The 26,092-nt window shown below is 56.8% G+C and carries 31 protein-coding genes and 4 pseudogenes; 16 read left to right on the forward strand and 19 right to left on the reverse strand.

Features of this window, described 5'->3' with window-relative positions; translation table 11 throughout:
• The coding region (locus ACR3FC_RS20915; RefSeq protein WP_480478366.1) for an HlyD family secretion protein at positions 1-778 on the forward strand (778 nt) is incomplete at its 5' end.
• 67 nt (positions 779-845) lie between these two features.
• Entirely contained in the window at positions 846-1,007 is a 162-nt protein-coding gene (locus ACR3FC_RS20920) for a hypothetical protein (RefSeq protein WP_480478368.1), read from the forward strand.
• A gap of 149 nt (positions 1,008-1,156) precedes the next feature.
• Here ACR3FC_RS20920 and ACR3FC_RS20925 read toward each other — a convergent pair whose 3' ends face one another.
• On the reverse strand, positions 1,157-1,438 hold the full coding sequence (locus ACR3FC_RS20925) for a hypothetical protein (protein ID WP_480478370.1): 282 nt from the start codon (positions 1,436-1,438) through the stop codon (positions 1,157-1,159).
• A gap of 249 nt (positions 1,439-1,687) precedes the next feature.
• On the opposite strand from ACR3FC_RS20925, the gene ACR3FC_RS20930 reads away from it, so the two are divergent.
• The 5 genes from ACR3FC_RS20930 (at position 1,688) to ACR3FC_RS20950 (ending at position 4,118) form a co-directional block, all read left to right on the forward strand.
• On the forward strand, positions 1,688-2,038 hold the full coding sequence (locus tag ACR3FC_RS20930) for a hypothetical protein (protein ID WP_480478372.1): 351 nt from the start codon (positions 1,688-1,690) through the stop codon (positions 2,036-2,038).
• On the forward strand, positions 2,035-2,454 hold the full coding sequence (locus ACR3FC_RS20935; RefSeq protein WP_480478374.1) for a hypothetical protein: 420 nt from the start codon (positions 2,035-2,037) through the stop codon (positions 2,452-2,454). The genes ACR3FC_RS20930 and ACR3FC_RS20935 overlap by 4 nt, the downstream gene beginning before the upstream one ends.
• 98 nt (positions 2,455-2,552) lie before the next feature.
• Positions 2,553-3,092: a TolC family protein gene (locus tag ACR3FC_RS20940; RefSeq protein WP_480478376.1), complete on the forward strand. Its 540-nt coding sequence runs from the start codon at positions 2,553-2,555 to the stop codon at positions 3,090-3,092.
• Positions 3,093-3,123: 31 nt separating this feature from the next.
• Positions 3,124-3,654, forward strand: coding sequence for an AraC family transcriptional regulator ligand-binding domain-containing protein (locus tag ACR3FC_RS20945; RefSeq protein ID WP_480478378.1), 531 nt, complete (start codon positions 3,124-3,126; stop codon positions 3,652-3,654).
• Positions 3,655-3,800: 146 nt separating this feature from the next.
• Positions 3,801-4,118: a helix-turn-helix transcriptional regulator gene (locus tag ACR3FC_RS20950; protein WP_480478380.1), complete on the forward strand. Its 318-nt coding sequence runs from the start codon at positions 3,801-3,803 to the stop codon at positions 4,116-4,118.
• A 117-nt stretch (positions 4,119-4,235) separates the two neighbouring features.
• On the opposite strand, the gene ACR3FC_RS20955 is transcribed toward ACR3FC_RS20950, so the two are convergent.
• Positions 4,236-4,472 (reverse strand): glycine zipper domain-containing protein, encoded by a 237-nt coding sequence (locus ACR3FC_RS20955; RefSeq protein ID WP_480478382.1) that lies wholly within the window; start codon positions 4,470-4,472, stop codon positions 4,236-4,238.
• A 590-nt stretch (positions 4,473-5,062) separates the two neighbouring features.
• On the opposite strand from ACR3FC_RS20955, the gene ACR3FC_RS20960 reads away from it, so the two are divergent.
• From ACR3FC_RS20960 to ACR3FC_RS20975, 4 genes are read left to right on the forward strand one after another with little or no spacing between them, the layout of a single operon-like run.
• Positions 5,063-5,626, forward strand: a complete 564-nt coding sequence (locus tag ACR3FC_RS20960) for a hypothetical protein (protein WP_480478384.1) — start codon at positions 5,063-5,065, stop codon at positions 5,624-5,626.
• A 2-nt stretch (positions 5,627-5,628) separates the two neighbouring features.
• The gene (locus tag ACR3FC_RS20965; protein ID WP_480478386.1) at positions 5,629-6,681 is read left to right on the forward strand and encodes a Mu transposase C-terminal domain-containing protein; all 1,053 of its coding nucleotides are present in this window, start codon (positions 5,629-5,631) and stop codon (positions 6,679-6,681) included.
• A complete protein-coding gene (locus tag ACR3FC_RS20970; RefSeq protein ID WP_480478388.1) occupies positions 6,659-7,516 on the forward strand; it encodes a TniB family NTP-binding protein in 858 nt (285 codons plus the stop codon). The genes ACR3FC_RS20965 and ACR3FC_RS20970 overlap by 23 nt, the downstream gene beginning before the upstream one ends.
• Entirely contained in the window at positions 7,513-8,430 is a 918-nt protein-coding gene (locus ACR3FC_RS20975; protein ID WP_480478390.1) for a TniQ family protein, read from the forward strand. The genes ACR3FC_RS20970 and ACR3FC_RS20975 overlap by 4 nt, the downstream gene beginning before the upstream one ends.
• Before the next feature lie 209 nt (positions 8,431-8,639).
• On the opposite strand, the gene ACR3FC_RS20980 is transcribed toward ACR3FC_RS20975, so the two are convergent.
• The 4 genes from ACR3FC_RS20980 to ACR3FC_RS20995 form a co-directional block, all read right to left on the reverse strand.
• The gene (locus tag ACR3FC_RS20980) at positions 8,640-8,984 is read right to left on the reverse strand and encodes a type II toxin-antitoxin system RelE/ParE family toxin (RefSeq protein WP_480478392.1); all 345 of its coding nucleotides are present in this window, start codon (positions 8,982-8,984) and stop codon (positions 8,640-8,642) included.
• Positions 8,974-9,231 (reverse strand): ribbon-helix-helix domain-containing protein, encoded by a 258-nt coding sequence (locus ACR3FC_RS20985; protein ID WP_480478395.1) that lies wholly within the window; start codon positions 9,229-9,231, stop codon positions 8,974-8,976. Before ACR3FC_RS20985 ends, ACR3FC_RS20980 begins: the two co-directional genes overlap by 11 nt.
• 149 nt (positions 9,232-9,380) lie before the next feature.
• Positions 9,381-9,926 carry a LuxR C-terminal-related transcriptional regulator gene (locus ACR3FC_RS20990; RefSeq protein ID WP_480478397.1) on the reverse strand — a complete coding sequence of 182 codons (546 nt, stop codon included), beginning with the start codon at positions 9,924-9,926 and terminating at the stop codon, positions 9,381-9,383.
• Positions 9,927-10,224: 298 nt separating this feature from the next.
• Entirely contained in the window at positions 10,225-10,578 is a 354-nt protein-coding gene (locus ACR3FC_RS20995; protein WP_480478399.1) for a hypothetical protein, read from the reverse strand.
• Between the two features lie 182 nt (positions 10,579-10,760).
• On the opposite strand from ACR3FC_RS20995, the gene ACR3FC_RS21000 reads away from it, so the two are divergent.
• Positions 10,761-11,471, forward strand: coding sequence for an IS6 family transposase (locus tag ACR3FC_RS21000; protein WP_480478401.1), 711 nt, complete (start codon positions 10,761-10,763; stop codon positions 11,469-11,471).
• A 51-nt stretch (positions 11,472-11,522) separates the two neighbouring features.
• On the opposite strand, the pseudogene ACR3FC_RS21005 reads toward ACR3FC_RS21000, so the two are convergent.
• Positions 11,523-12,073 (reverse strand): annotated as a pseudogene (locus tag ACR3FC_RS21005) (IS6 family transposase); the annotation flags it as partial.
• Positions 12,074-12,233: 160 nt separating this feature from the next.
• On the opposite strand from ACR3FC_RS21005, the gene ACR3FC_RS21010 reads away from it, so the two are divergent.
• A complete protein-coding gene (locus ACR3FC_RS21010) occupies positions 12,234-12,467 on the forward strand; it encodes a type II toxin-antitoxin system CcdA family antitoxin (RefSeq protein ID WP_480478403.1) in 234 nt (77 codons plus the stop codon).
• Positions 12,467-12,766 carry a CcdB family protein gene (locus tag ACR3FC_RS21015; RefSeq protein WP_480478405.1) on the forward strand — a complete coding sequence of 100 codons (300 nt, stop codon included), beginning with the start codon at positions 12,467-12,469 and terminating at the stop codon, positions 12,764-12,766. The genes ACR3FC_RS21010 and ACR3FC_RS21015 overlap by 1 nt, the downstream gene beginning before the upstream one ends.
• 9 nt (positions 12,767-12,775) lie before the next feature.
• Here ACR3FC_RS21015 and ACR3FC_RS21020 read toward each other — a convergent pair whose 3' ends face one another.
• The gene (locus ACR3FC_RS21020; protein ID WP_480478407.1) at positions 12,776-13,825 is read right to left on the reverse strand and encodes a Fic family protein; all 1,050 of its coding nucleotides are present in this window, start codon (positions 13,823-13,825) and stop codon (positions 12,776-12,778) included.
• Between the two features lie 238 nt (positions 13,826-14,063).
• Here ACR3FC_RS21020 and ACR3FC_RS21025 point away from each other — a divergent pair.
• Positions 14,064-14,371 (forward strand): annotated as a pseudogene (locus ACR3FC_RS21025) (ATP-binding protein); the annotation flags it as partial.
• Between the two features lie 322 nt (positions 14,372-14,693).
• Positions 14,694-16,526 carry a TPR end-of-group domain-containing protein gene (locus ACR3FC_RS21030; protein WP_480478409.1) on the forward strand — a complete coding sequence of 611 codons (1,833 nt, stop codon included), beginning with the start codon at positions 14,694-14,696 and terminating at the stop codon, positions 16,524-16,526.
• A gap of 146 nt (positions 16,527-16,672) precedes the next feature.
• On the opposite strand, the pseudogene ACR3FC_RS21035 reads toward ACR3FC_RS21030, so the two are convergent.
• The 11 genes and pseudogenes from ACR3FC_RS21035 to ACR3FC_RS21085 form a co-directional block, all read right to left on the reverse strand.
• Positions 16,673-17,046, reverse strand: a pseudogene (locus tag ACR3FC_RS21035) (IS6 family transposase); the annotation flags it as partial.
• 28 nt (positions 17,047-17,074) lie between these two features.
• Entirely contained in the window at positions 17,075-17,719 is a 645-nt protein-coding gene (locus ACR3FC_RS21040; protein WP_480478411.1) for a pyridoxal phosphate-dependent decarboxylase family protein, read from the reverse strand.
• A 9-nt stretch (positions 17,720-17,728) separates the two neighbouring features.
• A complete protein-coding gene (locus ACR3FC_RS21045; RefSeq protein WP_480478413.1) occupies positions 17,729-18,145 on the reverse strand; it encodes a hypothetical protein in 417 nt (138 codons plus the stop codon).
• Positions 18,146-18,369: 224 nt separating this feature from the next.
• Entirely contained in the window at positions 18,370-19,017 is a 648-nt protein-coding gene (locus ACR3FC_RS21050) for a tyrosine-type recombinase/integrase (RefSeq protein WP_480478649.1), read from the reverse strand.
• A gap of 110 nt (positions 19,018-19,127) precedes the next feature.
• A complete protein-coding gene (locus ACR3FC_RS21055) occupies positions 19,128-19,385 on the reverse strand; it encodes an amidohydrolase family protein (protein WP_480478415.1) in 258 nt (85 codons plus the stop codon).
• A gap of 2 nt (positions 19,386-19,387) precedes the next feature.
• Positions 19,388-20,730: pseudogene (locus ACR3FC_RS21060) on the reverse strand (amidohydrolase); the annotation flags it as partial.
• Positions 20,731-20,740: 10 nt separating this feature from the next.
• Complete coding sequence (locus tag ACR3FC_RS21065) at positions 20,741-21,586, reverse strand: oligopeptide/dipeptide ABC transporter ATP-binding protein (RefSeq protein WP_480478417.1); 846 nt, start codon at positions 21,584-21,586, stop codon at positions 20,741-20,743.
• 69 nt (positions 21,587-21,655) lie between these two features.
• On the reverse strand, positions 21,656-22,636 hold the full coding sequence (locus tag ACR3FC_RS21070) for an ABC transporter ATP-binding protein (RefSeq protein ID WP_480478419.1): 981 nt from the start codon (positions 22,634-22,636) through the stop codon (positions 21,656-21,658).
• Positions 22,633-23,490, reverse strand: a complete 858-nt coding sequence (locus ACR3FC_RS21075; protein WP_480478651.1) for an ABC transporter permease — start codon at positions 23,488-23,490, stop codon at positions 22,633-22,635. Before ACR3FC_RS21075 ends, ACR3FC_RS21070 begins: the two co-directional genes overlap by 4 nt.
• A gap of 11 nt (positions 23,491-23,501) precedes the next feature.
• Positions 23,502-24,440 carry an ABC transporter permease gene (locus ACR3FC_RS21080; protein ID WP_480478422.1) on the reverse strand — a complete coding sequence of 313 codons (939 nt, stop codon included), beginning with the start codon at positions 24,438-24,440 and terminating at the stop codon, positions 23,502-23,504.
• Positions 24,441-24,514: 74 nt separating this feature from the next.
• On the reverse strand, positions 24,515-26,077 hold the full coding sequence (locus ACR3FC_RS21085) for an ABC transporter substrate-binding protein (RefSeq protein ID WP_480478424.1): 1,563 nt from the start codon (positions 26,075-26,077) through the stop codon (positions 24,515-24,517).
• Between the last annotated feature and the right edge of the window lie 15 nt (positions 26,078-26,092).

Genomic DNA, 26,092 nt, shown 5'->3' on the forward strand with positions numbered 1-26,092 from the left:
CCTGACCATTCTGCCCGAATCCGGTGGGCGTGTCAGCGAAATCTACGTAGATAACCGTCAGCATGTCGAACAGGGCCAGCCGTTGTTCAAGCTGGATGATTCCAGTCAGCAGGCCGCAGTCATTACGGCCAGAAAGGCTCTGGGTGAGATCGCGGCGGAAGAGGCCGTTCTGAGTGCTGAGCTTGAAGCCGCCGAAGGGCTTATGCGTCAGGCCGAAGGATCCTTGCAGCAGGCCATTGACGAGTTGGAGACCAACAAGGAACTAGCGGATCGCAATTCGGATATTGTCGGAGAGCGAGAGATTGAGCGGCTTGAGCTGTCCGTAGCCTCACGTCAGGGTGCATTGGATACTGCCGTCGCCAACCGTGATGCAGTGGCGGCCACGCTGCAACAACTGATCGAAGCCAAACGTGAAAGTGCGCAGGCCCGGTTGGATGAGGCGCTTATCGCGCTGGAAAAGACCACCATCTATGCCGGTGAATCCGGTCTTTTGCAGCAATTTGCGTTGAAAGTCGGCGACTACGTGAACCCTGTACTCAGACCGGCTGGATTGCTGGTGCCTGACACCTTGGGTCCGGCCGAGTTCCAGGCCGGGTTCGATCAGGTCAATGACCAGATTTTCGAAGTTGGAATGCCGGCGGAAATCTCCTGCATTTCGAAGCCCTTTACCGTGGTGCCCATGGTCGTAGCGGACATTCAGGAAGTCATTCCAGCCGGTCAGTTCCGGCCGACGGACCAACTGGCCGACATTCAGGATAGGCACGTCCAGGAACGGTAACAATCATTCTGGAACCGCTCTATGCAGGCGGTGCGGATGGGATCGCCGGGCAGCAAGTGTATCGCCAATGCCTATACCAGCAATCATGATCGTATCGCACATGGTGATCTGGGGGCGGGCAAAACTGTTTCTGCACATGGTCGACACAGTCGGTGTCGTGCATGCCGTTATCCTGAGGATTCAAACCTTGCTATTGCCGGTTCAACGCCTCGTATTTTCCGGTCATTAGCAAGGCTGGCGCCAACCACCAACGAACTGCCGGGGTTGGCGTCTTTCTTCATGGCAGCCTGATGTCGTCAGGAGCACAGCCATAGCAAAGAAAAATGCGCCGCAAGATTCCTGCGACGCACTGAGAGTGAGTAGTGGTGATGAAAAAGCCTAGCCTGCCTGGCGTTTGTCCATTTTGCAGTCGACCTTGTCGAGGCCCAGCCCTTCGCTCTGGCGGCAATCCTGGCGCATATCCTGACGCCCGTCACGCGTGTCCTGCCGATCGTCGCGGCGGTCCTGACGGTTGTCCATGCCAGCGGTATCCGCGACCTCATAGGATTCAGAGGCGAAAGCCTGAGGAGTGGAATCTGCGGAATTTGGGGCCACCGACGCAGAGGCCAGAGTGGCAGTCAGAACAAAAACGGCTGCGGCGGAGAGAGTTTTGTTGAACATTTGGATTTCCTTTCCTGTGAAACTGTTTCAAGGCCGGTGTCTGGTCTGGCCTCTGATGAACCCAAGATGGCAATTCCGGGGCTGTTCTGCTTGTATCGCTGGGACAGAGTTGTGCGAATTTGGGACATGAAGGCGTATTCTGGGAACAGCGCCGTCGTTCGACATGAGATATCCGACGTTCGAACTCAACAAGGCGTCAGCCAACAGCACCAGAAGTCCGACAAGCAATTGAGATAAATCGGGAAACAAATGAATAGACGAAGCTTCATTGGACTGTTCGGCGCCCAATTGATTACTCTGTCCGGATGTACGGTCGGTGATGATTTTGTTAATCCAGAAAAGGCGGTGCCGGATCAATTTCTTGGGACACAGAAAGAAGTCTCAATCACAAGAGCACAGACGAAATGGTGGCAGGCCTATGGCGACGCCAAACTCAACCGGCTTGTTGAATTGGGGCTAAAGCAAAACCTGGATATTCGTCGGGCGGTCGCGCGGATTGAACAGTCCCGGCGATATTGGATGGTGCGGGCTATCCGGTTTCAGGAGCGACGCGAGTATCCGAAGTACAGGCTTCTGCAGGAGGGACCAACGGGCGGGTGAACAGCGGCTTTGTCCGAGCCGAAGCAAGTTGGCAGCTTGATCTTTTTGGCAAGTTGAAGCGTGAGAAAGAAGCGGCTTTCTACCGGTTGGAAGGGGCTTATGCGGATGCGAACGTGGCGCGTATCACGTTATTGGGCGAATTGACGACTGCCTATATCGATGCACGCTTTTTTCAGGAGCTGATCCGTATCAATCATCGAGTGGTTGCGTCGCGGGAAAAGACATTGGACGCGACGCTTCGCGCGCAACAACGCGCTGGGGTAGCGCAACCTGAGCCTGATGGCGGCGCTGAAATTCCGATTGTCACTGAACTTGATGTTGCCCAGGCCCGAACGCTGGTTGCTACGGCGCGCGGGAACTGCCAGAAACCAAAATTCTGTTCTTCAAATCTGTTTCTCGTGTCGGAACGCTGTTAGGACAAGCTTGGGACCGACCGCGCGAAGGATTGGACCGGACTGCGCCTCAACCCGTTCCCTCAATCTCGAGCCTCAGGACCGGGGTACCCGCCGATTTGGTGCGAAGCAGGCCGGACGTTCTGCTTGCGGAAAGCCGATTGGCGGAATCTGTCGCACTTGCAGGTGTGGCAGAAGCAGATCTTTACCCCGAACTGCGTCTGACCGGGAACATCAACATCAACTATTCCGGAGACGATATTCTGCCAACAGCTGGCTTTGCCCGGCTCGGACTGGATGTCCCGCTGTTCGATCTGCCCGAGCGGAAATCGCGGGTCCGGTTTCAAAAAGCACGAAGTGAGGAATTGCTGGCCGCTTGGGAAGAAACGGTTGTCGAAGCCGTCGAAGAAGTTCAGGATTCCCTGGTCAGTCTGAAGAACCATCAGGAAGCGGTGCAATTCACAACCGAAGCCATCCGCGAGCTCAATGAAGTGCTGAAACTGGCTCGCAAGGGTTACATCGAAGGTCGCAGCAGTTTCTTGCAGGTGCTGGATGCAGAACGCGCCTTGCTTGCTGCGGAGAATGCTCTGGCGTTGGACAGGCGCAATTTTGCCGTAGACTTTGTTGACCTGAATGTTGCTCTTGGGGGGTCTTACAGGTGACTTACATTTATATTTTTTTTCCGGTGCTTCCATGATCCCGAACAAGAACGAGCGGTTTCTTCATATCTGCAAACATGTCGAAGCTGAGCTTGGCAATGCCGCATATTCCAGATTGCTTGTGGGCGTCGGGCTTGTTTCGGGCAGGGTGGGCGAAATGCAGACCAGCGCCATGCAGGAAGCCACTTTGCTGCGCAACGCGTGTCAGGCCGCAGATGACATTACTCTGGCCGCCCGGATCGGGATTGCATTCAGACAGGCCAGCACATTGACGGCTTATATCGCCCGAAGTTCGGCCACACTACGTCAGGCAATTGAAAACGGTGCGCGTTTCTACAGTCTTTCAGACTCATCGACAGAGTTCGTCCTCAAACAGGACAGCGGCCACGATGTCATGGAGGTTGTAACCCCCGAAGGTGCATTGATGCGGCATCACCGGTTTCAGGAGTTTCGGGTCTTTGGGCTGTTGGCCCGTCTACGTGCGATAGCAGGGGCCGATTTTTTTCCGGAAGAACTTTGCCTGCGTCACGAGGGTGGTACGGATGCGAAAGCTTTTGAAAAATAGCGAATTGCTCAGTAAGATTTGCCTGCCCGTTCAATGGCATCCGCTTCAAGCCAGGCGCGCTGGACCGGTCGATTCCCGGTTACGATCAGGACCTTGTCGCGTATCTGAATGAATTGGGGGCCGAACGCCTGCGCAAAGTGGGGAAGGTGAAACAGAGTTTCAGGGCACAGGTCGAGGCGCTGGTGATTGGCAGATTGCCGGGGCGGATCCTGACAGCAGATGAGATCGCGTCAGAATTGGGGATGAGCCGTCGCACACTGACCCGGCATCTGACGCAGGAAGGAACAAGTTTTCGGCAACTTGTCGAAGAGTTGCGTTTCGATCTTGCCAAGACCTATCTGAGGGACGGGCTCAATATTTCTGAAATCGCATTTATTCTGGGATATGGTGATCATGCTGCATTCTCGACGGCGTTCCGCCGCTGGGCTGGGCAAAGCCCCAGTGCTTTTCAGAAAAACCGCTGAATTGCTTTTGACAACAAACCCCGGCAGATCATGTCCCGACCCGGTTTGAGGCAACGGGCCGGAATTTTCCAGCCCGCCTGGAATGGTCCAGCGTGTCTAGGCGTTGTTGTATTGGGTTCAGTGGTCCTTGTGATGGCTTTTACCGCCTTTGTTATTGTCGAAATCGTCGTGACGATCTTCAAAGTCGTTCTTTTGCACCGCACCAGCTACTGCCCCGACAGTGGCACCAACAACAGCGCCTTCTGCGGCGTCACCGCCAGTGGCTTCGGCAACGACTGCACCTGCAACAGCACCTCGGACAGCTTTTTCCGCGACAAAGTCGGCTTGTGCCGACAAAGGAAGTACCAGAAGCATTGTGGCGGAGAGAGTGGAAAGAAGAGTGAATTTAGTAGCGTTTGTCATGGTTCCAACCTTTCTGACTGTGGCGTCCTTCGTGTCCGCCTTCTGACACTCAATTTGAGGAAAGTCCGGTGGAATTCCTTGTGATATTGGGGCATGAATGTGTGATTATGGGACATCCAAAAACACTGAGCGTGTTGCGCTGCGGGGCGATACTTCACCTCTAACCACTGCACCAACAACGAATACTATATCTCGAGTATCGCTTGACCAATTGCTCAGCGGGTCATCAAGTATCTGATGCGAACTCGTGAAGAAGAAAACTGAGTTGGTCTGTCCGTATTTGCTGTCCAGTTCTTGCCTTCGTGGTCGTGAGGCAAGCACGGTCATCGAGGTTGATCTGGTATCGAAGTTGTTTTGGCATTACCTGTCACTGTACCCTAATTAATCAGAATCTTGTCTGAAATTGTCCTGCAAAATCAATGATAGTTTGTACTCTTAATTTTCATATTGTACCGCTAATTACCACACTGTACCCTTAATTGCCGTACTGTCGGAATTGTGGATATGTTTCGGCCTATTGGGGCGGGGGATTTGCGTGGTAAATGAGCGTCTTGCGAAACACCGTGCAGCGGTTCTTCGGCCGATCCTGGAGCTTGAGAAGAGGTGAGCCGATCAGCACGGCGATCGGAGATGCCGCTTGGGAACTGGGCTTGGCGAAAAGCCACACATGGTCGCTTTACCGGCGTCTGAGAGAGAACGATGCGCGTGCCACGGCGTTGGAGTTGGACCGTCGCGGGCCGAAACCAGGGTCGAAACGGATTGCCAAAGGCGTCGAAATCATCATCTATGAGAGCTTGCGAAAATACTATCTGATCCGTGAGCGTTCGAGCTTTCTTCGCATCTGGCGCGAGATTCGTGCCGAATGCGTGGCGAAGGGGTTTCAGCCCCCGACCCGTAGAACGGTCAAAGCCCGTCTAGATGCTATGGATCAGCGAGAGGTCTTCCGGAAACGGCGCGGGGCAGAGGAGGCTGACAAGGTCTTTGCTGCGCGTCCGGGCCGCCTTGCAGTTTCAGCCCCGCTGAAAGTCGTTCAGATCGATCATACGACTTCGGACATCACGTTGGTCGATCACGTCAATCGACAGCCACTTGCGCGCCCTATCTGACGGTGGCCATCGATGTCGCGAGCCGGATCGTCCTCGGGGTCTATGTCTCTTTCGATGAGCCGTCTGTCTTGTCGATCGCCCTGTGTCTCAATCACTGTGTGCGCCGGAAATCGGTGCACGTCCCTGGAACAATGGAAGAGGTGGTTTGGCCGACGGCCGAGATCCCGACGGCGATCCACGTCGACAATGCCCAGGAGTTCCACAGCGACGCCTTCAGAATGGCCTGCGAAGATTGGGGCATTGCTATCGAGTATCGTCCGCTTGGCGGCAAACACTACGGCGGTCATGTCGAACGGCTGATCGGAACAACTATGGGGGCCGTTCATGTGCTGCCCGGGACAACGCAATCCTCAATCGTTGAGAAGGGCGACTATGACAGCAAGAAGCACGCGGCCCTGACACTGACCGAGTTCGAGGATTGGCTTCATCTGGAAATCTGCCGATACCACAATACGGTTCACGAAGCTCTCGGACGAACCCCAATCGCGGCATGGGCGGACATGGGCGGGGATACTGCGGGACGGCAGGTTGTCGATGTCGATGCCTTTAGGACAAGCTTCATGCCCTTCGAGTGGCGCCAGCTCGGGCGCACCGGGATCACGCTCTTCGGGGTCCATTACTGGAGTGATGTCTTTGCCTCGTTGGTCGGACGAGGGCAGGGCAAGGTACAGGTGAAATACGATCCGCGAGACTTATCGCAGGTCTGGGTCTTCACCGGTGATGGCCGCGTGATCCCGGCGCGCTACCGGGATCTCAGCCACCCGCGGGTATCGCTTTGGGAAAGTCGGCGGGCGCGGAAAGATTGGCAGGAAAAGCATGGTGGCCGGATCAACGAGCGGGTCCTATTCCAATTGATTGACGCGCAACGGCAGCTGGCTGAGGCGGCGCGCCAAAAAACTCGGATTGCCCAGTTAGAGAATGAAAGAGACGCGCGGCTACCCCGGCACCAACCGAGCCGTGATCCGTCGCGCGAAATGTTCGCGATTGATACAGGCAACCCTGATCTGCCTACCTATGAGATTGATGAGATTAATGACCTCAGAAGAAAGAATTGACCGTATCCGCGGCGACCATTGGGTCGCGTTTGACCGTGCCACCGTCGTTCTCAACAGATTGACATCCCTGATGGAAATGCCACAGCAAAGCCGGATGCCAGGGCTGATGGTTTATGGAAGTTCCGGCATCGGAAAGACGATGATCGCCAAGCGGATGGCGAGCAAATTTCCAACGCAGTACAACGCTGAACTGGGTATCACGAAAACACCCATCCTGCTGGTTCAGGCCCCGCCGGCCCCGGACGAACGACGGTTCTATCAACACATCCTGGCGACGATCGGGGCGCCTATGTGGGGTCGGCATACCGTGTCCGAGCTCGAGGTGCGCGCGCTCAGTCATCTTCGGGACATGGACCTTAGGATGCTTATGATCGACGAAGTGCATAACCTGCTTGCTGGCAGCTACCGTGAGCAACGCCGTTTCCTGAACATGCTCCGGTTCCTCGCCAACGATCTCTGCGCCTCGCTCGTCGTCTTCGGTGTGAACGAAGCCCTGGAGGCGGTTCGAGGAGACGATCAATTGGCCCGACGTTTGGACGAACACTACCTGCCGCTCTGGGAAGACGATGTGGAGTTCTCTCGACTGATCCAGACGTTGATCGCGGCGATGGCGCTTGAGCAACGCTCAGGCCTTACGGTGGCGTCGCTTCGGACGATCCTGAAAGTGACCGGTGGCGTCACCTCGCGCGTGTTTATCATGATCAAATCCCTGGCTATCGATGCAATCGAGACCGGAGAAGAGCGGATCACGGACGAAGCGGTTCATGCCTGGCGACCGGTTTGGACGAAGCATGCCTGGAACATTCCTCGACAGCCCGCCGCTGCATTCGGGTGACCGTCAGACCGCTACCGTTTCGACCGCCACCTATGCGTGATGAGCTTCTGTCGAGCTGGATGGGTCGCTTGGCGAAGGCCAATCATTGTTCGGTTGAAGAGCTTTGTGGCTATCTGGGTTTGGGGCAGGGCAGGGTGCCGGAATGTGCAAGCGACCTGCGGATGGCGAACTGGGCCATGCTATGCGGGGCGGTTCAGCGGTCCCCGGATGAAATCGTCAGCATGGCTCTTCCGGATTCAATGCATCATGACGTGCAATACGTGTCCCGGCATGACTTCCAATATTGCCCGGGGTGTGTTGCTAAATCACCCGATTTGGTGCTTCGCCATTGGCGCTTGGCATGGTCGATGACCTGTGAAATCTGCGGCCAGGTCCTGGCAGCAAAGTATCCAGCCAATGATGTATCAAGCAGACTTCATGCCCGCGCTTTGCGCGGCGCGGAAGTTCTGAAGACGGCTGCTATAACGACCGATCTCGCGCGGTTGCGCCGGATCAGTCTGACCCTGCAAGTCATGTCGGTGCTGAAGATCGGGCGTCTTTGGTCGCTCACCTCCGGGAACAAGCGCGATAGGCTACTGGCGCTTGCTGCGGTCGGTATTGGCACGACCCGTCCCTTGTTGGGTGCCGCCATCATATTGCGAGGAAACGACCGGGTGGCCCTGGAGTTGAGCCGCGTCTTTCCTGAACATCGTCAGATGATCGAGCGGATCCGTGGATTGTCGCAGGACCTCAGTCGACCGCTTCCTGGTCTGGGTGAAACAGGGCATCCAACCGGGCATGAAACACATGGATTGTGCCGCCCAAGAGTGTCGGAGAGCGCTTTGCAGGCCGCTCGTCAGGCCATCTCAGAGCTCGGAGCAGACGCAAATCGTCAAGCGCTTCTGACGCGCGCCGATGCACTTTGGAAGCGCTAAAGTGGGGTCAAGTCATAAGCCCCTGAACCTGTGGATATATTGCAATTAAGGGTACAAAAACGCCCCATAACACCGTGAATCCGCTAATTCTGATTTATTAGGGTACAGTGACAACTATGGCCGAGGATTGCTGCACAAGAAGTTGTTATGTGGTGTTTTATGCTCAAGGCTTTCAAGATTCTCGTAGCCACCCCATGACCGGGTTCGTGTTAGGACAATAATCGCAGCAAAATATGTGCATCGTGGTTTTGGCCGCTATAGAAGACAGCGAGCACCCGAACGACCTGTTCATAATCGTCGACGTCAAAATAGATGATCGCTTTGTTCTTGGTTACATTCCGAATGCTATTGCCGAGATGTGGTCTTAAGGTGCCTTGATGTGGAACTTTGGCCAGGCCTTCGAGGCTCTCCTGAATCTCGATGACGCGATTTTCAGCGCGCAGAAATGCGGTCTCTGAGTTTTCACCAAAGTGCTCAGCTGCTTCAACAAGATAGTCAAATATGAGATCGAGATCTGCGGTGACTTCTTCGGCGCGAACGACTTTATAGACCACGCTCTGCTCGCTTGCGTGCGATCATGTCTGCGGTGCGCTTTTCGCCCTCTTCGAGAGTAATGAAGGTTCCGTTTCGACGCTGATCCAGCAGCTCTCGCAGTGCATCCGTGTTTTGCGATTGCTCGCGCATCAGTTCAAGCCCATGCTGAAGCACGGCGGACAGGCTAGCGTAATGACCCTGGGCGACCAGATTCCGTGCGTAGGCATCTTGTGACTCCGTCAGGGATATTGATGCTTTGACGCTCATATCAAACCTCATTACTACTACTGAGTAGTATAATCTGCTGCATACAACTGTCAATATTGGGCGTGCACGGACGTGTTTTATTGGCATATCTATGTGGAAAGAAACTTCCCTGCATATCCCGCTCTATCGAAGTGCCACGCCAACGCCGTTCAAAGGTATCTTATCCACACGCTCTGATCCCAGTTGAGCCCGAGTTTTTCAAAAATCTCTTCAGCGTTCAAATTGAAGTCCTTGGCACGGTTTTGGACCTGAACCGCCTGAAAGCTCTCAAGGTTCCGCACAGTTCGGCCTTCTTCGAAGGTGATCAACTCGTGTGATCTGCCAGACCAACGGACGATCCCGCCACAAAGGATCTGTCGTTCGACATCAACCAGTTCAGCGACGGGATCCGCAAAGAAGTCGGTCCATTTGAGAAGACCCGCACTCACTGCCCGAGCGACTGCTTGTTCGATGGTGCGGCTTTTGAGCTTGGTTTCAATCGAAGCAATCAGCGCATCCACCGTTCGGGACGAAAAGCCCGTCTGACTGGCGATGACGGGTGGAATCAAGCCTGATGCAAGCATCTTCAGCACATCCATCTCCTGATCAGAGAGCGCATCCGAACGAAAGGTAAAACTCGTGCCAATGACATCGAGCGCGAGCAGATGCAGGATCTGTGCTTCATGACGCAGGGCAGGGAGGATTCTTGCTACCAAAGCGTCCCACTCGAAGCGGGTTCAAAACTTTGCAACAGAACCCAGAGATCGCGCGGCGAGGCTCAGATCGGGCGCTACAAACAGGTCATCGGGCTGGAACTTCGCAGCCGCAACATGGAGACCCAGACAACCGAAGCCCGCATCGCTGTCAAAGCCCTCAACCGCATGACCCGTCTAGGTCGTGCGACCTATGAACGTGTCGCATAACGAACCGGGGAAAGGGGCAAATGCGGCCCAAGCGCTATTCGTGCAACGCGGTCCCCCTCATCCACCTTTTCCTTTACTCTTCCCATACCGGTCATTCTCCGGACGGTGGCACCTCGGCCCATACCAGATATCGGTACTCGCCGCCCTCGCTCAACGCGCGCTGCACGATGTCGCGGATATTTGCGGCAGATCGCTTCGGATCGATAAAGATCTGCCATTGCCTTTCGTAGCCTGGGGTCTCGTTCGCCAGGAAGTCGTACTCGAAAGCACGCCCTGGCCCTTGGCCCTCGAGCCGCACAACCTCCAGTCTGGCTACGCTATAGCCCCGAGATGCTATGTATTCGTTGAATTCAAGCATCTTGCTAGAAGGCTCGACGTACACGAAGGCCCCCGTTTCGAGCTTGTCCAGCATTTCGTCAAACTCATTTTGCATATTCACTTTCATTCCAACGGCCTGATGATCGGGTCAGGTTCATTTTCTCTGTCCCGAAGAGGACGGTTCCTATTGCTTACGGCGACGACGTGCCCTTCCGGACCCAAGAGTACCCAGTGCCCGTCCTGTCCAGTCAGCAAGGTCATGGGTATTGCCAAGTTGTCTGGCATTTCGACGACGACTAAATGCAATGAATGAACATTCCATCCAGCATGCCGCGCCTGAAGGGCTTTCGCTACCCTCGTGAGGTCATTGCCTACGCGGTTTGGGCATACCATCGGTTTGCCTTGAGCACTGCGGATGTCGAAGATCTCTTAGCGGAACGGGGTGTCATCGTGAGCCGAGAAACCATTCGGCTCTGGGTTAATCGGTTCGGCGCGCATTTTGCCGCCTGCATCCGGCGCGATCGCCCTAAGCCAAACGACAAATGGCACATGGACGTGGTTGTCATCACAATCCGCGGCAAGAAGCACTGGTTGTGGCGGGCCATCGACGCGAACGGCGACGTTCTCGATATCCTCGTGCAAACGCGGCGAAATGCAAAGGCGGCCAAGCGGTTTTTCAAAAGATTGGTCGCTCAGTTTGGTGAGCCAAGGGTCGTGATCACAGACAAGTTGCGCAGCTACATCAAGCCCGTCAGCACCTTGGCACCACAGGCCGACCACCGGGCCCACAAAGGGTTGAATAATGCGATCGAAGTTTCGCACAGAATGACCCGTAAGCGGGAGAAGTTGTTTGGTCGGTTCAAGTCACACCGACAAGCTCAGAGGTTTCTGTCCGCGCATGACCAGATCAACCTGATATACCGTCCCCGCCGCTATCAACTCACCGCCATCTCTTACCGCCATGCCCGCAACGATGCGTTCAGTCTCTGGGCCGCTTACACCGCCGAAATGGCAGCATAACCCTACTTTTTCCAATGCTTCACAATCGGCCGGCAACAACTTGGCAATACCGAACCGGCCCATAAGCTTCTCTCGCTTCCGGGTTGGTCGGTGCGAGCCCTCAATACGATTATTCAGGCCCTTGTGAGCCCGGTGATCTGCGTCAGGAGCCAGCTGACGGATCGGCTTGATGTAACTGCGTAATTTGTCTGTGACGATAACGCGGGGCTGGCCAAACCGGGCGGTCAACTGTTTCAGAAACCGCTTGGCCGCCTTGGCGTTTCGCCTTGGTTGGACCAGAATGTCGAGCACATCGCCGTTCCCGTCCACGGCCCGCCATAACCACATCTTGACGCCGTTGATCGGGACGACGACTTCATCGAGGTGCCATTTGTCTGCCGCTGCGGGCCGGTCACGCTTGATACAATGTGCGAAATGCCGACCAAACCGGTTGACCCATTTGCGTATGGTCTCACGGCTGACCATCACATTCCGCTCGGCGAGCAGATCTTCAACATCAGCGGCACTGAGTGCGAACCGATGGTATGCCCAAACGGCGTAGGCGACGACTTCACGGGAAAACGGTAGCCCTTCAGGCGTGGCATCTCAGCTGGTATATTCATGGAGACCGGCTAAACAGCCTCAGGTACGACTGCAAGTTGGCAATCCCGGTGACATTTCTACTTTGCGCAGCCGGTGACATTTCTACTTGGTTGCAACAGACATGCGCATACTTGACGCACATTGATTCTATGCATAATCTCCTTACTTAAGGAGATCATCATGCCCCCTGCACCGGTCAGAAAACCTACAAACCTGACGCTCGACAGCGATCTGCTGTCGGATGCCAAGGCTCTGAATGTGAATCTGTCTCGCGCCGCGGAAGAAGGTGTGCGCGCAGCAGTTACCAAAGCACGTGAGGAACAATGGCGGGCGGCGAATGCAGCAGCACTCGAAAGCTCAAATGCGTTTGTCGACAAACACGGCTTGCCGCTTGATCGGAACCGCCAGTTCTGATGGCAAAGTTCGACGTCTATTCCGGCTCCGATAACGATACACTTCTGCTCGATGTCCAGGCAGATTTACTCGATGCCCTGAACACGCGCATGGTCGTACCCCTGATGGCTGTAAGTAAGGCGCCGATACCGGCAAAGCGGCTGAACCCGGTATTCGCGATCGATGGCGCCGAATATGTCATGGTGACGCAGTTCATGGCGGCTGTTCCCAGATCGATCCTGCGAGAACCCGTCACCAACCTGAACAGCAGTTTCGAGGACATCACGTCGGCGATCGATATGCTGACGCAGGGGTTCTGAGGCCGGTTGCTACCGAACCGAATACCAGGCGCCCCGAGCCTGGCCGTGAAGCTCCAGATGGCCGTCATGCACAAGCGCGCGAAAATGCTGTTTGAGCGTATTCCGGTTGGCGCCTGTAAGCTTTACAGCCTCCGCCATTGTCAGACGCCCGTGTTCCCGCGTCAGTTCGTAGAGTTTCGCTGCCAGTTCCGGCATGGCACCCATCATCAGCTTTTCTCGTTCAACGCGGATCCTGAGGCGCAACATTTGCTTTTGCAGGGCGTTCAGGAAAAACTCCAGCCACGGCGTCCAATCGGGCTCAGCGCTTCGGATTGTGCCCTGGGTTTGCCGCAGCGCCAGATAGTAACCTTCCTTGCTTTGCTCGATCACGCTTTCGAGGGAGCTATACGGCACATAGGCGTACCCTGCCCTGAGCAGCAACAGCGTGGTCAAGACCCGGCTGAGCCTGCCGTTCCCATCCTGGAACGGATGTATCTCCAGGAACACCACGACAAATATCCCGATCGCGATCAGAGGATGCATGTCCCGTTTCTGGACGGCATCACTGTACCAGCTGATGAGTTCCGTCATCAGCCGGGGTGTGTCAAACGGTGTCGCCGTTTCAAACACAATCCCGATCTGTGCGCCGGTGTCGTCAAACGCGGCGACACTGTTGGAGGAGGTTTTATAGGCCCCCCGATGGCGCTCATCCTTGTCGCTGTGCTTCAGGAGGTCCCGGTGAAGCTGAAAGATGTGGTTTTCGGATATGGTGATGTGGTCCCACGCCTCGAACACCGTTTCCATCACTTCTGAGTATCCGACGACTTCCTGTTCATCCCTTGTGTCGAAGGTTTTGATTTCCAGGTTGGACAGAAGCCGCTGGACTTCCTGATCGGAAAGCTTGCTGCCCTCAATCCGGGTGGACGAACCGATGCTCTCAATGGTTGCGACCCGTCTCAGCGCCGCCAGCCGTTCCGGCGCCAATGTGCCAAGGGCTTGCCAGGCGCCTTTGAACTCGTCGATTTCCGAGATTCTGGCAAGGATTGTTGAGGTGATAACCAGTGTGTCAGTTCTGAACATACCCAAAATAACACCCATTTACACCCATTTGTCAACCCACTTCTACACCCATTTACACCCAAAAAGCTTTCGCCGATTTTCTAAATCAATACTGCCTCTAGCAGGCATTCAATATTTCACCACCTCAGACCCATGGTTCCCCTCGTTATCGGTCCATTCTACACCAACTGCTCTCGTATAACTGCCTCGCTGGCATGCCCTGGAATGAATAACCCGGCTTGGCACTGAATCTGGACTAGATGACCGCCGCCTGCAACGCCTGCAAAAACAACTGGCAGCACAGGACCTGCTGATCATCGACGAACTTGGTTTTGTGTCGTTGTCAAAGACCGGGGCGGAATTGCTGTTCGAGGTCATCAGCCAACGCTATGAGCGCGGCTGGATCCTGACACCTCGAACCTGCCCTTCGATGAATGGACCAAAACATTCGGATCGGAGCGCCTCACTGGTGCCTTGCTCGACCGGTAGACCCACCACGTCAGCATTCTGGAGATGAACAGAGAAAGCTATCGCTTGGCACAGAGCAGGGCCCGGCAGAACTCCTAAGGCACAGAAGAGATTGGTCCTGACGGACCAAGACGCCTTGGCAACCGCCAGCTATTTGGGAGCGCGTTTGCCAAGGCGCCGGTCACCCAAACAGTGGACGACTTTTGCTCCGCCCAATGGCAGACTTTCTCACCGCCGTTGACACAGCGAATGTCTCCTCTGACGGGCTGCACCGCCACCGAGGTCGGCTTTTGAGCCCAATTGGGACCGTGCAAATAAGGTTTTCCTGACATTTTTCTTCTGGTTCTGGACCGATTGCGCTCTGCAATTTAGGCTCCGCTTTGTATGGATGCCAAGCATAGGAAATTGATCGGAGTCATAAGTGGAACGACGGCTGTCAGCAATCATGGTAACTGACGTGGTTGGCTTTAGCCGCCTGATGCGGGCCAATGAGATTGCCACGCTGCAGGCTTTGAAGAGTCACCTCGACGATGTAGTCGAAGGCCAAGTTAGGGAGCATGCCGGGCGGGTCGTCAAAAGTACCGGCGATGGCTTCATTGCCGAGTTTCCGAGCGTCGTCAACGCAGCAACCTGTGGTGCCGAAATACAATCTCGTATGCGCACCCGCAATCTCGACATTCCCATCGACAGGCGGATCGAGTTCCGGATTGGCATTAATGTCGGAGACATCATTCATGATGGCGATGATGTCTTCGGCGATGGCGTCAATATTGCAGCCAGGATCGAATCTTTGGCACGCCCCGGTGGCATAGCTGTGAGCGCGCCTACGCGTGCTCAGATCAGCGTGGATTCAGGGCTTCGCTTCGAAGATGGTGGGGAACATATCTTAAAGAACATCGATCAGCCTTTACAGGTGTTTCATCTAGCCAGCAGCGGCGCACAGGAACTTCCAGCAGATGCACCGCTGCAACGCAACAAATCAGTTGCGGTGCTGCCACTGATAAATCTGAGCGAAGACCGGGAACAGGACTATTTTGCCGACGGGATCACCGAAGACCTGATCGTGGATTTGTCAAAGATTTCCGCCTTGTTCGTGGTCGGGCGCAATGCTGTGTTTGCCTACAAGGGCAAATCGGGCAACTCCTCGCAGATAGCACGCGAACTGGGCGTACGATACCTGCTTGAAGGCAGTGTGAGACGCGCTGGCAAACGCGTGCGCGTGACGGCGCAGCTGATTGACGGCACGACGGGGGGGCATGTCTGGGCTGACCGTTACGACCGCGACCTGGAAGACATTTTCGAGGTGCAGGACGAAATCACGCGAACTATCGTCGATCAGTTGCGCATCGAGCTGAATGTGTCGGAAGAACGTTCCATCGCTGCGGCTCCAACTCGCGATGTCGACGCCTATAGCTACTACCTGAAGGGCAGACACTTCTACCATCTGCGGATGCATGACTACATGGCGCGCGCGCGCGCCATGTTTGAGGAAGCTGTAAAGCTCGACCCCACATTTGCGCGCGCCTATGCGGGCATCGCGGACTGCGACTCCTGGTCAACAAGTTGGTTGGGCGCAGGCATCGATCGCGACGCGATACTTGCCTCAGCCGAAAAGGCCATCGAACTTGAACCGAACCTAGCCGAAGCGCATGCTGCCAAGGGGCAGGCCCTGTTGGGAGCGGGACAGGAAAGCGCAGCGCGTGCTTCGATGGAACATGCGCTTACTGTCGATCCGTTGTGTTATGAGGCACATTACTACTACGCGCGTTACTGCTGGACATCCGGAGACACTGAGAAAGCCAAACTCCACTTCATCCGCGCGCTTGAAATTCGGCCAGATGATTACCGCTCACCACTACTCCTTAACATGATCCTGACTAGGTTAGGTGAAAAGAAGACAGGGAGGGATTATGTCGATCTAGGCTTGCGCAGGGCAGAAATTGCCGCCGATCTGTATCCTGACAATCCTGACCCGCTCGAACTTGGCGCGTCGATACTCGCCCAGCGAGGCGAGTTTGACCGCGCGCGGGAATGGTTGGACCGCGCATTGCGAATACGGGGCGGAAGTGACGGTGGTAGTTTCAACATTGCTTGTGTCTATTCGCTTTTGGGCGATACGGATCTGGCTCTGAATGTGCTCGAACGTACTGCCAAAGATGCAGGACCTGACGTGCTTCAATGGCTATCGGTCGATCCGGATCTTGATGCGATCCGCGACCATCCCCGCTTCAGGGAGTTGATAAAACAAGACTAGCCTACATGAGAAACTTACTCGTAGCTGTGCTAACATTGCTGCTCTAGATGCCTTCGATCAGTGGCGGAGCTACGCACTTGACATGACCGCGTGATCGTACCCGCATCAGACTTTTGCAATCAGTGCAGAATAAGTTGGCAATCCCGTTTCCTGAAAAAGCGCTTTGCGGCAGCTTTGTTCCGGCGGGATTGAATCAAAACGTCCAGAAGTCACCGTTGGCATCAACCGCGCGCCAGAGCCAGTGTTTACGCCCCAAGATTGGCACCACGACCTCATCGAGATGCCATTTGCCCGCAGGACGCGGTCGATCCCGTCGGACCTTTACGGCAAACTGAGCCCCAAAGCGTGCCACCCAGTCCCGGACAGTTTCGTAAGAAACCGCGATCCCGCGAGAGGCCAAAAGATCCTCAACATCACGCAGGATGAGTGCAAACCGATGGTACGCCCAGACCGCGTAGCCAATGACCGAGCGCGGGAAACGAAAACCTTTGAGGCGGGAAAGATCACACAGATTCAACATGGCAGCGCGCTACAACGACCAGACCGCTTCAACAACCTGGCAATGCCCCTCTTGCACGCCGGGATAGCTCCGGCGTTGAATCACTTGGTTCCCAATGCTCTGTTGTTTCCGGGAGATAGGCGCCGCGGGCAGACATTGACGCAACGAGCGGCGCCCGGTCGCGCACGATAACCATGCCTGCATCGAATGGAGCATTAAGCCACTTGTGCAGGTCAATCGCCCAACTGTCCGCTTCAGCAACCCGCTCCAACCGGTTTGCCAGTTCGGGTACAGCAGCGAGCCAGAGCCCGAAAGCACCATCCACATGAACCCAGCCGTTCCGCTCGCGCACCATTGGGATGAGCTCGGCAAACGGGTCGAAGGCGCCGGTGTTTATTTGACCTGCCTGCAGGATGACAAGCGGCGGGCTGCTGCAGCTGTCCAGGGCAGCCCGGAACGCATCCGGCTTTATCCTCCCTTCGCCGTCCGCCGCGACGATGTTTGTCCGGCCCGCGCCAAAGCCAGCATAACGCAGGGCAGCGAATGGGGCGGAATGCGCATCCTGCCCGATCAAAACGGGAATCTCGGGTGCCGAAAACAGCCCGTCAGCTTCAACATTCCACCCCTGGGCAGCCAGCAGCGCATTGCGTGCGGCCATGACGCCAACCATGTTTGCCACTGTGCCGCCGGTCACAAGACCGGCTCAGCTTTCGGGCGGCAGTGACAGCAACTCTATTACCCAGTTGCAAACAGCGCGCTCCATTCCGGTTATTGCGGGCGTTTCAAAAGATGAGCCCGCGTTCTGCCCCCAGGCTGATACCAGAATGTCGGCAGCTACACCGACGGGATGCGACGCGCCGAGGACATAGCCGAAGAAGGTCGGCCCCGCCATTTTGTGCAGACCGCCTTCAGAAAGTTGCACGATGTCCCCGATTACCTCACTTTCCGGCACCCCCGTTTCAGGAAGAGGGCCCAAAAAGCGGCTGGCAGCTTCACCAAGTCCCAAGACAGGCCGGGCCGGCCCATTTGGCAGTTCCTCGCGGTAGGTTTTGGCTGCCTTGAAGGCTGCCTCTAAAGCTTGCGCCTGCCCTTCACTCAAACCTCGCCGCACTCGTCCCATCTCAAATACCCGCTACCAGAATACTATCCGTGGGAAGGTAACATGGATTGCACCGGAATGCCTTTGTTTACATGTGGCCAAAGAGCGTTTCGTACCGGCCGAGGCATTGGTTGGATAGAAATGCTGCATCTGGTTGCTAATGGCCGCTTTGGCGACCGCTGCATGCGGCGGCGGGTTGTGAAGAATGTCGGCTAAGGGCCGCCAGCGAAGACGGCCCGAAGTTGTTAGATTTCAATGGCCTCAGCGATTGCTAGCGCGTCTTCAAGTTCGACGCCCAGGTACCGGACAGTGCTGTCCATCTTGGGGTGCCCAAGCAGAAGCTGAACCGCCCGCAAGTTGCCGGTCTTCTTGTAGATCTGGGTCACCTTTGTCCGCCTCATCGAATGCGTGCCGTAGGCACTCGCCTCTAATCCGATCGAAGTGACCCAATCGCGGACGATCCGTGCATACTGGCGAGTCGAGATATGAAGACGTTCATGGAAGCGGCCGGGCCAAAGGTACTCTGAGCCGATCATGAGTTCATCCTCCATCCACTTCTCGACCGAGGCTCTTGTGCCTTCCGAAATCTCGAAACGCACTGGTTTCTGCGTCTTGCTTTGCAAAACGGAAGCCCGTTCTTTGATCTGGCCAGATGCCATGACATCGACGACTTTCATCTTCACCAGGTCACAACCGCGCAGCTTGCTGTCGATCGCCATGTTGAACAATGCTAGGTCGCGATGGTTTTCGGCCAGTTCAAGCCGAACCCGGATCGCCCAGACATGCTTTGGCTTCAGCGGTCGTTTCTGACCGACGATGCGGCCCTTGTTCCAGGCAGGGCGCAGGGCGCGGATTGCAGGTAGATTTGGTGTTTCCGTGACTGATCCTCCGATCCGCCATGCCCTCCCACAACGACAACCCGACGTTGACGGGGGATTTAATCACGAGTGAATGCGGCACTCGAAGTTTGCTTTGGCAAGGCTGCCAGAATGCCGGCGAGTGATCATGGACCGTACACCACTTCGCCTCGGCGAACCGTCATCGCCACGCTTAGATCCACTAGGTTGTCTGGAACTGCAATGGGATTGTCCGACAGCACTGCAAGGTCGGCGGCTTTGCCCGGTTCGATCGAACCTCGACGGTCCTCTTGGAATACCTGCCAGGCAGCGTCGATTGTTTGTGCCCGTAAAGCAGAAAGGACGCTAATCTTCTGGTCCTCCCCAATATCCGTCCGCTTGATGTGGTTCGGTTGACGGCGCAATGGGCTAGATGAAGCGGTCTTGTGGGGGTGACGGAGGCGTCGTTGTGAAGCGTGTAGCGGACGCCAAAACGCTCGGCCGACGCGGCCGGAGACAATCGGTCGGCGCGCTCTGGCCCCAGGAAAGTGCTGTGATGCCGGTCACCCCAGAAATGAATATGGGCGGAGAAGAAACTGACGGTTATACCAAGATCCGCCATGCGTTTCAGCTGATCGTCGCGCAGTGTTTGCCCGTGGATGATCGTGTGTCGGTGATCCGCGCGCGGGTTGTGATCCAGGGCGGCGGCCACGGCATCTATAAACATGTCGGCCCCTGCATCGCCGTTGCAATGGCAATGTATCTGGTGGCCGAGGTTGTGCAGTTTTCTGACTTCGCGGCGGTGATCCTCTTCTGCAACATAGGGCATGCCGCAGGGATTTCTCCGGTCGATTGGCCGATGATATGGCTGCGAAAGAAAGGCTGTTTGAAGCTGGAAGGCTCCATCGGTGAAGAGCTTGCGCGGCCCAAGCGTGAAATGGGGATTTCCTGGCCATTCCAGCGTCTCCGACAAGTCCGGTTCTAGCTCCCCGATGGGCAACAGCATCAAGCCGATACCGGGGTCTTGGTCTTTTGAGAGCGACGCAAAATGGTCCAACATAACGCGCGATGTCCATGCGTTCTGCGCGTAAGTCACACCATGCATAAGGTATTCATCGCGACAGGACGCAAATCCTTCCCAGAATCTCTTGCGGTCGATCAGGAAGTCGGTGTCGCCCATTTCCCCCATAGCGGAAAGACCCTCGATGAGACCGGTAAGTTCCCCGTCTTCAGCACGGCCAAAGCGCCCACCCAAAGGATCGGGCGTATCGCGGCTGATGCCCCTCCGGGCGAGGGCGACGGAATTCGCGACACCGTTATGGCCTGAAGCGTGCAGCACCCAGACCGGGTGTTCTGTCGACACGCTGTCCATTCTGCCCGCGCCGGCATTCGGCCTTCCGCAACCGCCGTGTTGTCGAACAGCACGCCCATGACCCATTCACCTTTGGGCGTCTCACTGGCTTTGGCGCGCAGACGTTCCAGCGCTTCGCCCATGTCTGTGCAATTGCCACGCGGAGGCGCGGCGAGATCGACACGGAACAAGGCGATGAAGCCCGGGTCAGGAAAGTGCCCGTGTGGGTCGATGAAAGCAGGGATAAGTGTCTGACCTTGCAGGTCATGAAGCCGCGTGCCTTGGGGCATCTGCGCCCGCAAGGCAGCCTCAGCGCCGACGGATTTGATCGTTTCGCCAACTGTCAGCACCGCCTCTGGCTCCGAGTTGGTCGCATCCATCGTCAGGATGGTGCCGTTGAAGTAAAGCGTTGCCTGCATTGGAGCCCAGTCAGGTCAATGGTGCAAGGCAGCGGAGGCCGTGACCCTCTGATACCTCCCAGCTTGGTGTCTGAGTGCAGACCTCTTGCGCGAAAGGACAACGCTCGCGGAACTCGCAACCGGATGGACGACGCAGTAGGCTTGGCGGTTCCCCAAGCGCAATCCGTTCCAGCCGCGCGTCGGGGTCAGGTTCGGGGTTCGCGCTGAGAAGACAGCGGGTGTAGGGGTGGCGCGGATTTTCGAAAATGGCTTCGGTCGTTCCTTCCTCGACCAGGCGCCCCAGATACATGATCCCCATACGGTCGGCGACGTGACGCACAACGCTGAGGTTGTGGGTGATGATCACCATCGCCAGCCCCAGCTGTTCGCGCAGGTCATTGAGAAGGTTCAAGAGTTCGCCCTGAACGGACACGTCCAAACCTGCTGTGGGTTCGTCGGCAAGGATCAACTTGGGTTCCAGTGCAAGAGCCCGCGCCACGCCGACCCGGCGCGCCTGACCGCCAGACAGTTGATAAGGATAGCGGTTCGCAAAATGTGCGGGCAGGTTGACCATCTTCAGCAGTCGTTTGGCCTCTGATTGCAGGTCCCGGTCTTTCATACCTTGAATGCGATAGGGTTCGGTTACCAGATTGCCGATGGTCAGACGCGGCGACAGACTGCCGACCGGGTCCTGAAACATCATTGCGATGTCCTTGCGCAGCGGGCGCAGACGCTTCTCGGGCAAGCCGCGAATTTCCTGACCGTCGTATTTGACCGAACCGCCCTGCGCCGGGGCCAGCCCGGCAATCGCGCGGATGACCGTGGTCTTGCCCGAGCCACTTTCGCCGACCAGCGCATAGGTTTCCCGGAGCCACATCGAAACTGACTCCCGCCAGAACATTAACCGGACCATAGCTGGTTTGAAGATTATCGACAGATAGAAGGCTCATGCTGTGACCTCCTCTTGGTTCAGCCAACAGGCGGCAAGATGACCTTCGCCAAGCTTCTCGAGCGGAGGGACGTCTGCTGCGCATTTCGACATCGCCTGATCGCAGCGATCGCGGAAAATGCAGCCGCCGGGGAGATTGGCGAGATCGGGAACCTCGCCCGGGATCGTCGGCAAGACACGGGCGCGGGTCTTGATATGGCCCGGGTCGCATTCGATCAGGCGGCGGGTATAGGGGTGCTTCGGGTTGTGGAAAATTTCGCGCACATCGCCGCTTTCGACAACGGCACCCGCATACATCACCACCACCCGATCACAGAGTTCGGCGATCACACCCAGATGGTGCGAAATGAACATAATGGCACAGTGCATCTCTCGCTGAAGTTCTTGCAACCGCTCGATGATCTGCACTTCAAGCGTCGCATCGAGCGCCGTTGTGGGTTCGTCGGCGATCAGGAGATCGGGTTCTGACATCAATGCCATGGCAATGGCGATCCGCTGGCGCATGCCGCCGGAAAATTCATGCGGGAACTGGTTCAGCCGGGCCTCCGGATCGGGAATGCCAACTGCACCCAGCATTTGCGCGGCCTTCGCGCGCTTCTCGGCCTTGCCTGCAGACGACCGGTGCTGAATATCCATCATTTGCTGACCCACCGACAGGACCGGATTGTGCGTCTGCATCGGGTCTTGGAACACGATAGATATATCGTCACCGCGCAGATCACGCATTTGGCGCTCGTTAGCTTTCAAAAGGTCCTGCCCTTTGAAGCGCACCGCGCCCTGACGGAACCGCGTATTGGGCGCGGTCAGCCGCAGGATCGAGGAAATCAGCGTGGATTTCCCGCAGCCACTTTCGCCGACGATTCCCACGATTTCGCCCTTGCGGACATCGAAAGTGATATCCCGCAGGGCCTTTAGATCGCCACGCTCGGTTTCATAGTCGACGCTGAGGTGGTCGATTTCCAGTAATGTCTCGGTCATCGGTTCTTCCTCAGTTTGGGATCAACAACGTCGCGCAGGGACTCACCCAGGAATGTGAAGCCAAGGGTTGCGATGATGATCGGCAGGCCGCCTCCGACGACCAGCCAGGGTGTTTGACGAATCAGTGCATAGCCGTCTTTCAACAGCGCCCCCCAACTTGGAGTTGGTGGCTTCACGCCAAGGCCGAGAAACGACAATCCAGCCTCAAGAGCGATCACTGTGGGGATGTCCATGGCAGCCAGAACAGCCAGTACACCAATGATGTTGGGCAGCATATGCACACCCAGAATGCGCGCCATGCTGGCCCCCATGGAGCGTTCGGCCAGGATGAACTCGGAGTTGCGCAAGGTCAGCGTCTGTGTCCGCGCAACCCGGCCATAGGTCGGGATCGAGGTCGCCATGACCACAAAGACCACCGTTTGTAGGCTGGGGCCGACAAGCGCGACAACCGCCAGCGCGAACATCACGGTCGGGAATGACCGGATAGTGTCAAAGAGCAGCATTAACAGGTTGTCAAGCCATTTGGGCCCGTAGCCAGCGATCATGCCCAGTGTCAGGCCGATCACCATGGCACCAAAAACGGCTGGCAGGGCGACCTTGAGGGCCACTTGCCCCCCCATGATGACACGGCTGAAGGTGTCGCGGCCCAACTGATCGGTGCCCAGCCAATGGGCGGCTGACGGGCCCTGCATGCGGGCCTGAATGTCCATTGCAATCGGGTCGTAGGGAACGATCCATGCGGCGAAGATCGCGCTGAAGACGATGGCACCGACGATGATCAACCCCATCAGGCCAAGCGGGTTCTTGGCAACTCCAGTAAGGATGATCCCAAGTTCGGAGCGGGATTTTTCGATTGCAGCATCGGTCATGTCGAAGTCCTCGCACGTGGGTCCAGCCAGGCGTTGATCAGGTCAGCAAGGGAGGTCGAGACCACGAAAAGGCCCGTTGAAATCAGGACTGAGCCCATCACGATCGGGTAGTTGCGTGTTGTGATGCTGTCGATCACCAGCTTGCCAAGGCCCGGGCGGGCAAAGACGATTTCGGCAAAAACGGCGGCACTCAGCAGGAACCCCATCCCCACGCCGATGACGGTGACAACCGGCAGGATGGCGATCCGCAGGGCATAGACCATGACGATCCGCCGTTCGGCCAGTCCAAAGGCACGCGCTGTGCGGATGTGGTTTTCGCCCAGAACTTCAAGCATTGAGGCACGCACGAGCCGCGCGATATATCCAACCCAGCTAAGCCCGATGGCAAAAGCGGGCAGCACCAGATGGTCCAGCCTGTCCACGAATCCGTCGCCCACACCAATAGCCGGAAACCATTGAAGCTGAACCGCGAAAAGCAAAAGCGACAACAAGGCCACAACAAAGGCTGGAGCGGCCACAAAACTGACCGACAACACCGCGACACAGCGGTCAATCAAGGTGTTGGGGTGGGCTGCCGCGTAGGCCCCCAGGCCGATGCCCAAGGCGGCTGACCAAATAATTGAGGCGAAGATCAGCTCCAGCGTAAAGGGCAGCTGCTGGAACACGATCTGCGTAACCGAGCGGCCCGAGAAGACATCCGTGCCAAGATCACCCTGCAGCATATTGCCGTAGAAGATCACCAGTTGCCGCCAGATCGGCTGATCCAACGCCAGCTCTGCCGTCAGGCGCGCCTGCAATTCCGGCGTCGCGCGGGGGCCCAGCATGATCTGCACCGGATCGCCCGGCACCGCGCGGATCATCAGGAACATCAAAGTTACGGCCACAAGCAGGATCAGCGCTGCCAGCGCGAACCGCCTCAGGGCAAAGCTCAGCATAAATCTTTCCTTTCCCGAACTGGGAGTTTACGTGCGGCCACCCGAAGGCAGCCGCACGTCCAGGCGTGGGGAGGTCACGCCTTGCCGAAGTACCGGAGCAGCGAAAGTCCATCCGGGCGCAGAGCAGGAACCACGCGCGAGGAATGCACAATCGGCGTCGCCTCATGAGTGATGAAACGATAGGCGCCGCTTTCTTCCATCAGGTCCTGCGCGCGCTGGTACATCTCGGCCCGTTTCGCTGTGTCTGTCTCGGCCGATGCCGCCGCGTGGAGCTTGTCGAATTCTTCGTTGCGGAAGCGTTCCCAGTTCCAGATGCCTGCTTGTTCGGTGGTGAACCAAGCCGTCGCATAGGACGGATCGGGTGCCATCGAGAAGCGGTTCAGAACAAGTTGCAAATCTTCGTTGTCTCCACTGGCCCAGAAGGCGCCGGATTCAAGCACATTGATTTCCAGTGTGATACCGATCTGTGCCAGCATCGCCTGAATGACCTGCGCCATCGTGGTGTAGGTCGTCTTGTTCAGGATATCGAGCGACAGCGTGACGTTCGTTTCACCGGACTCTGCCAGCAGCGCCATGGCCTTTTCGATATTGGCCTGTGGTGCCACCATGCCTTCGGCCCGGTTCCCCGCCAGACCCGGCGCGATGATGCCGGTCGAAGGTTCGGCCGCCCCGAAGTAGGAAGCCTCCAGGATCGTCGGCACATCGATGGCGTGCTGAATGGCCTGGCGCAGCTTTTGGTTCTGCAGTTTCGGGTGATCCAGGTTCATCCCCAGCCAGACGTAGAATAGCGATGGGTTCTCGACGAGGGTGCCGCCATTTGGGACGCTATCGCGATAGCGTGCCACAGAGCCGAGAGAGACCCGGGTGAGGTCAAGCTCGCCCGCCTCAAAGGCGATCTCGGCGGTGTTTTCGTCGTCGATCGGATAAATCTCGATCGTATCCCAAGCTGGTGCGTCGCCTTTCCAATCGGGGTTGCGTTGCAGCACCGTCTTTTCCTTGGGGCTCCAGCTTACGCGCAGGTAGGGGCCACTTTCGGCGACGGGATCAGAGCCGATACGGCCGCCGGCCGCTTCGACGGCAGCCTTCGAGACGATGTTGCCTGTGATATAAGGCAAAGCAATCGACCAGAGCGGCGCAAAAGGTTCGTTCAGAACGATTGTGCCTTCGCGTTCGCCAGTCACGTCGACATGGCTGAGCGGTCCCATATCCGGCTTGTTCGGGCTTTCGGTGGCGTCCGCCACGATGCGTTCAAAGCTGAACTTCACGTCCTCGGCGGTCATCGCACCATGGCCGTTGGTAAAGCCGATATCATCACGCAGGGCGAACTTGATGTGGGTCGGGTCGACCTGTTCGATCATTGTGGCGGCATCCAGTTGCCAGCCCCACTCGGAGCCAGGCTTGTACTGGATCAGCTTGTTGTAGATCGCGGCATGGATTTCTTCCTCCACGACGCCGACGCTGTGCGCAGGGTCCATGTTTGGTGCGTCACCATAAGATCGCACGCGCAAAACACCATCGCCCTGGGCGAATGCGCGCCCGGCCCAGCCCATCGGTAGAGAGGCCGCCGCGCCGAGTGCGGTCGCCCCTTTCAGAAAGTTGCGGCGCCCTGTGGGTGCCTTCATCCATTCGATTTTCATAAGTCGTCTCCCTTT

Source organism: Ruegeria sp. AF3, from assembly GCF_056536285.1.

What these genes read in the sequence shown, in the direction of transcription:
- ACR3FC_RS21015 (WP_480478405.1), top strand. Translation starts at nt 12,467, where the DNA reads ATGGCAAAGTTCGACGTCTATTCCGGCTCCGATAACGATACACTTCTG.
- ACR3FC_RS21020 (WP_480478407.1), bottom strand. Translation starts at nt 13,825, where the DNA reads ATGTTCAGAACTGACACACTGGTTATCACCTCAACAATCCTTGCCAGA.
- ACR3FC_RS21065 (WP_480478417.1), bottom strand. Translation starts at nt 21,586, where the DNA reads ATGTGGCTCCGGGAAACCTATGCGCTGGTCGGCGAAAGTGGCTCGGGC.
- ACR3FC_RS20930 (WP_480478372.1), top strand. Translation starts at nt 1,688, where the DNA reads ATGAATAGACGAAGCTTCATTGGACTGTTCGGCGCCCAATTGATTACT.
- ACR3FC_RS20920 (WP_480478368.1), top strand. Translation starts at nt 846, where the DNA reads ATGCCTATACCAGCAATCATGATCGTATCGCACATGGTGATCTGGGGG.
- ACR3FC_RS21000 (WP_480478401.1), top strand. Translation starts at nt 10,761, where the DNA reads ATGAACATTCCATCCAGCATGCCGCGCCTGAAGGGCTTTCGCTACCCT.
- ACR3FC_RS21070 (WP_480478419.1), bottom strand. Translation starts at nt 22,636, where the DNA reads ATGACCGAGACATTACTGGAAATCGACCACCTCAGCGTCGACTATGAA.
- ACR3FC_RS21045 (WP_480478413.1), bottom strand. Translation starts at nt 18,145, where the DNA reads ATGGGACGAGTGCGGCGAGGTTTGAGTGAAGGGCAGGCGCAAGCTTTA.
- ACR3FC_RS21010 (WP_480478403.1), top strand. Translation starts at nt 12,234, where the DNA reads ATGCCCCCTGCACCGGTCAGAAAACCTACAAACCTGACGCTCGACAGC.
- ACR3FC_RS20925 (WP_480478370.1), bottom strand. Translation starts at nt 1,438, where the DNA reads ATGTTCAACAAAACTCTCTCCGCCGCAGCCGTTTTTGTTCTGACTGCC.
- ACR3FC_RS20970 (WP_480478388.1), top strand. Translation starts at nt 6,659, where the DNA reads ATGACCTCAGAAGAAAGAATTGACCGTATCCGCGGCGACCATTGGGTC.
- ACR3FC_RS20995 (WP_480478399.1), bottom strand. Translation starts at nt 10,578, where the DNA reads ATGAAAGTGAATATGCAAAATGAGTTTGACGAAATGCTGGACAAGCTC.
- ACR3FC_RS21080 (WP_480478422.1), bottom strand. Translation starts at nt 24,440, where the DNA reads ATGCTGAGCTTTGCCCTGAGGCGGTTCGCGCTGGCAGCGCTGATCCTG.
- ACR3FC_RS20985 (WP_480478395.1), bottom strand. Translation starts at nt 9,231, where the DNA reads ATGAGCGTCAAAGCATCAATATCCCTGACGGAGTCACAAGATGCCTAC.
- ACR3FC_RS20960 (WP_480478384.1), top strand. Translation starts at nt 5,063, where the DNA reads ATGAGCGTCTTGCGAAACACCGTGCAGCGGTTCTTCGGCCGATCCTGG.
- ACR3FC_RS20955 (WP_480478382.1), bottom strand. Translation starts at nt 4,472, where the DNA reads ATGCTTCTGGTACTTCCTTTGTCGGCACAAGCCGACTTTGTCGCGGAA.
- ACR3FC_RS21085 (WP_480478424.1), bottom strand. Translation starts at nt 26,077, where the DNA reads ATGAAAATCGAATGGATGAAGGCACCCACAGGGCGCCGCAACTTTCTG.
- ACR3FC_RS20945 (WP_480478378.1), top strand. Translation starts at nt 3,124, where the DNA reads ATGATCCCGAACAAGAACGAGCGGTTTCTTCATATCTGCAAACATGTC.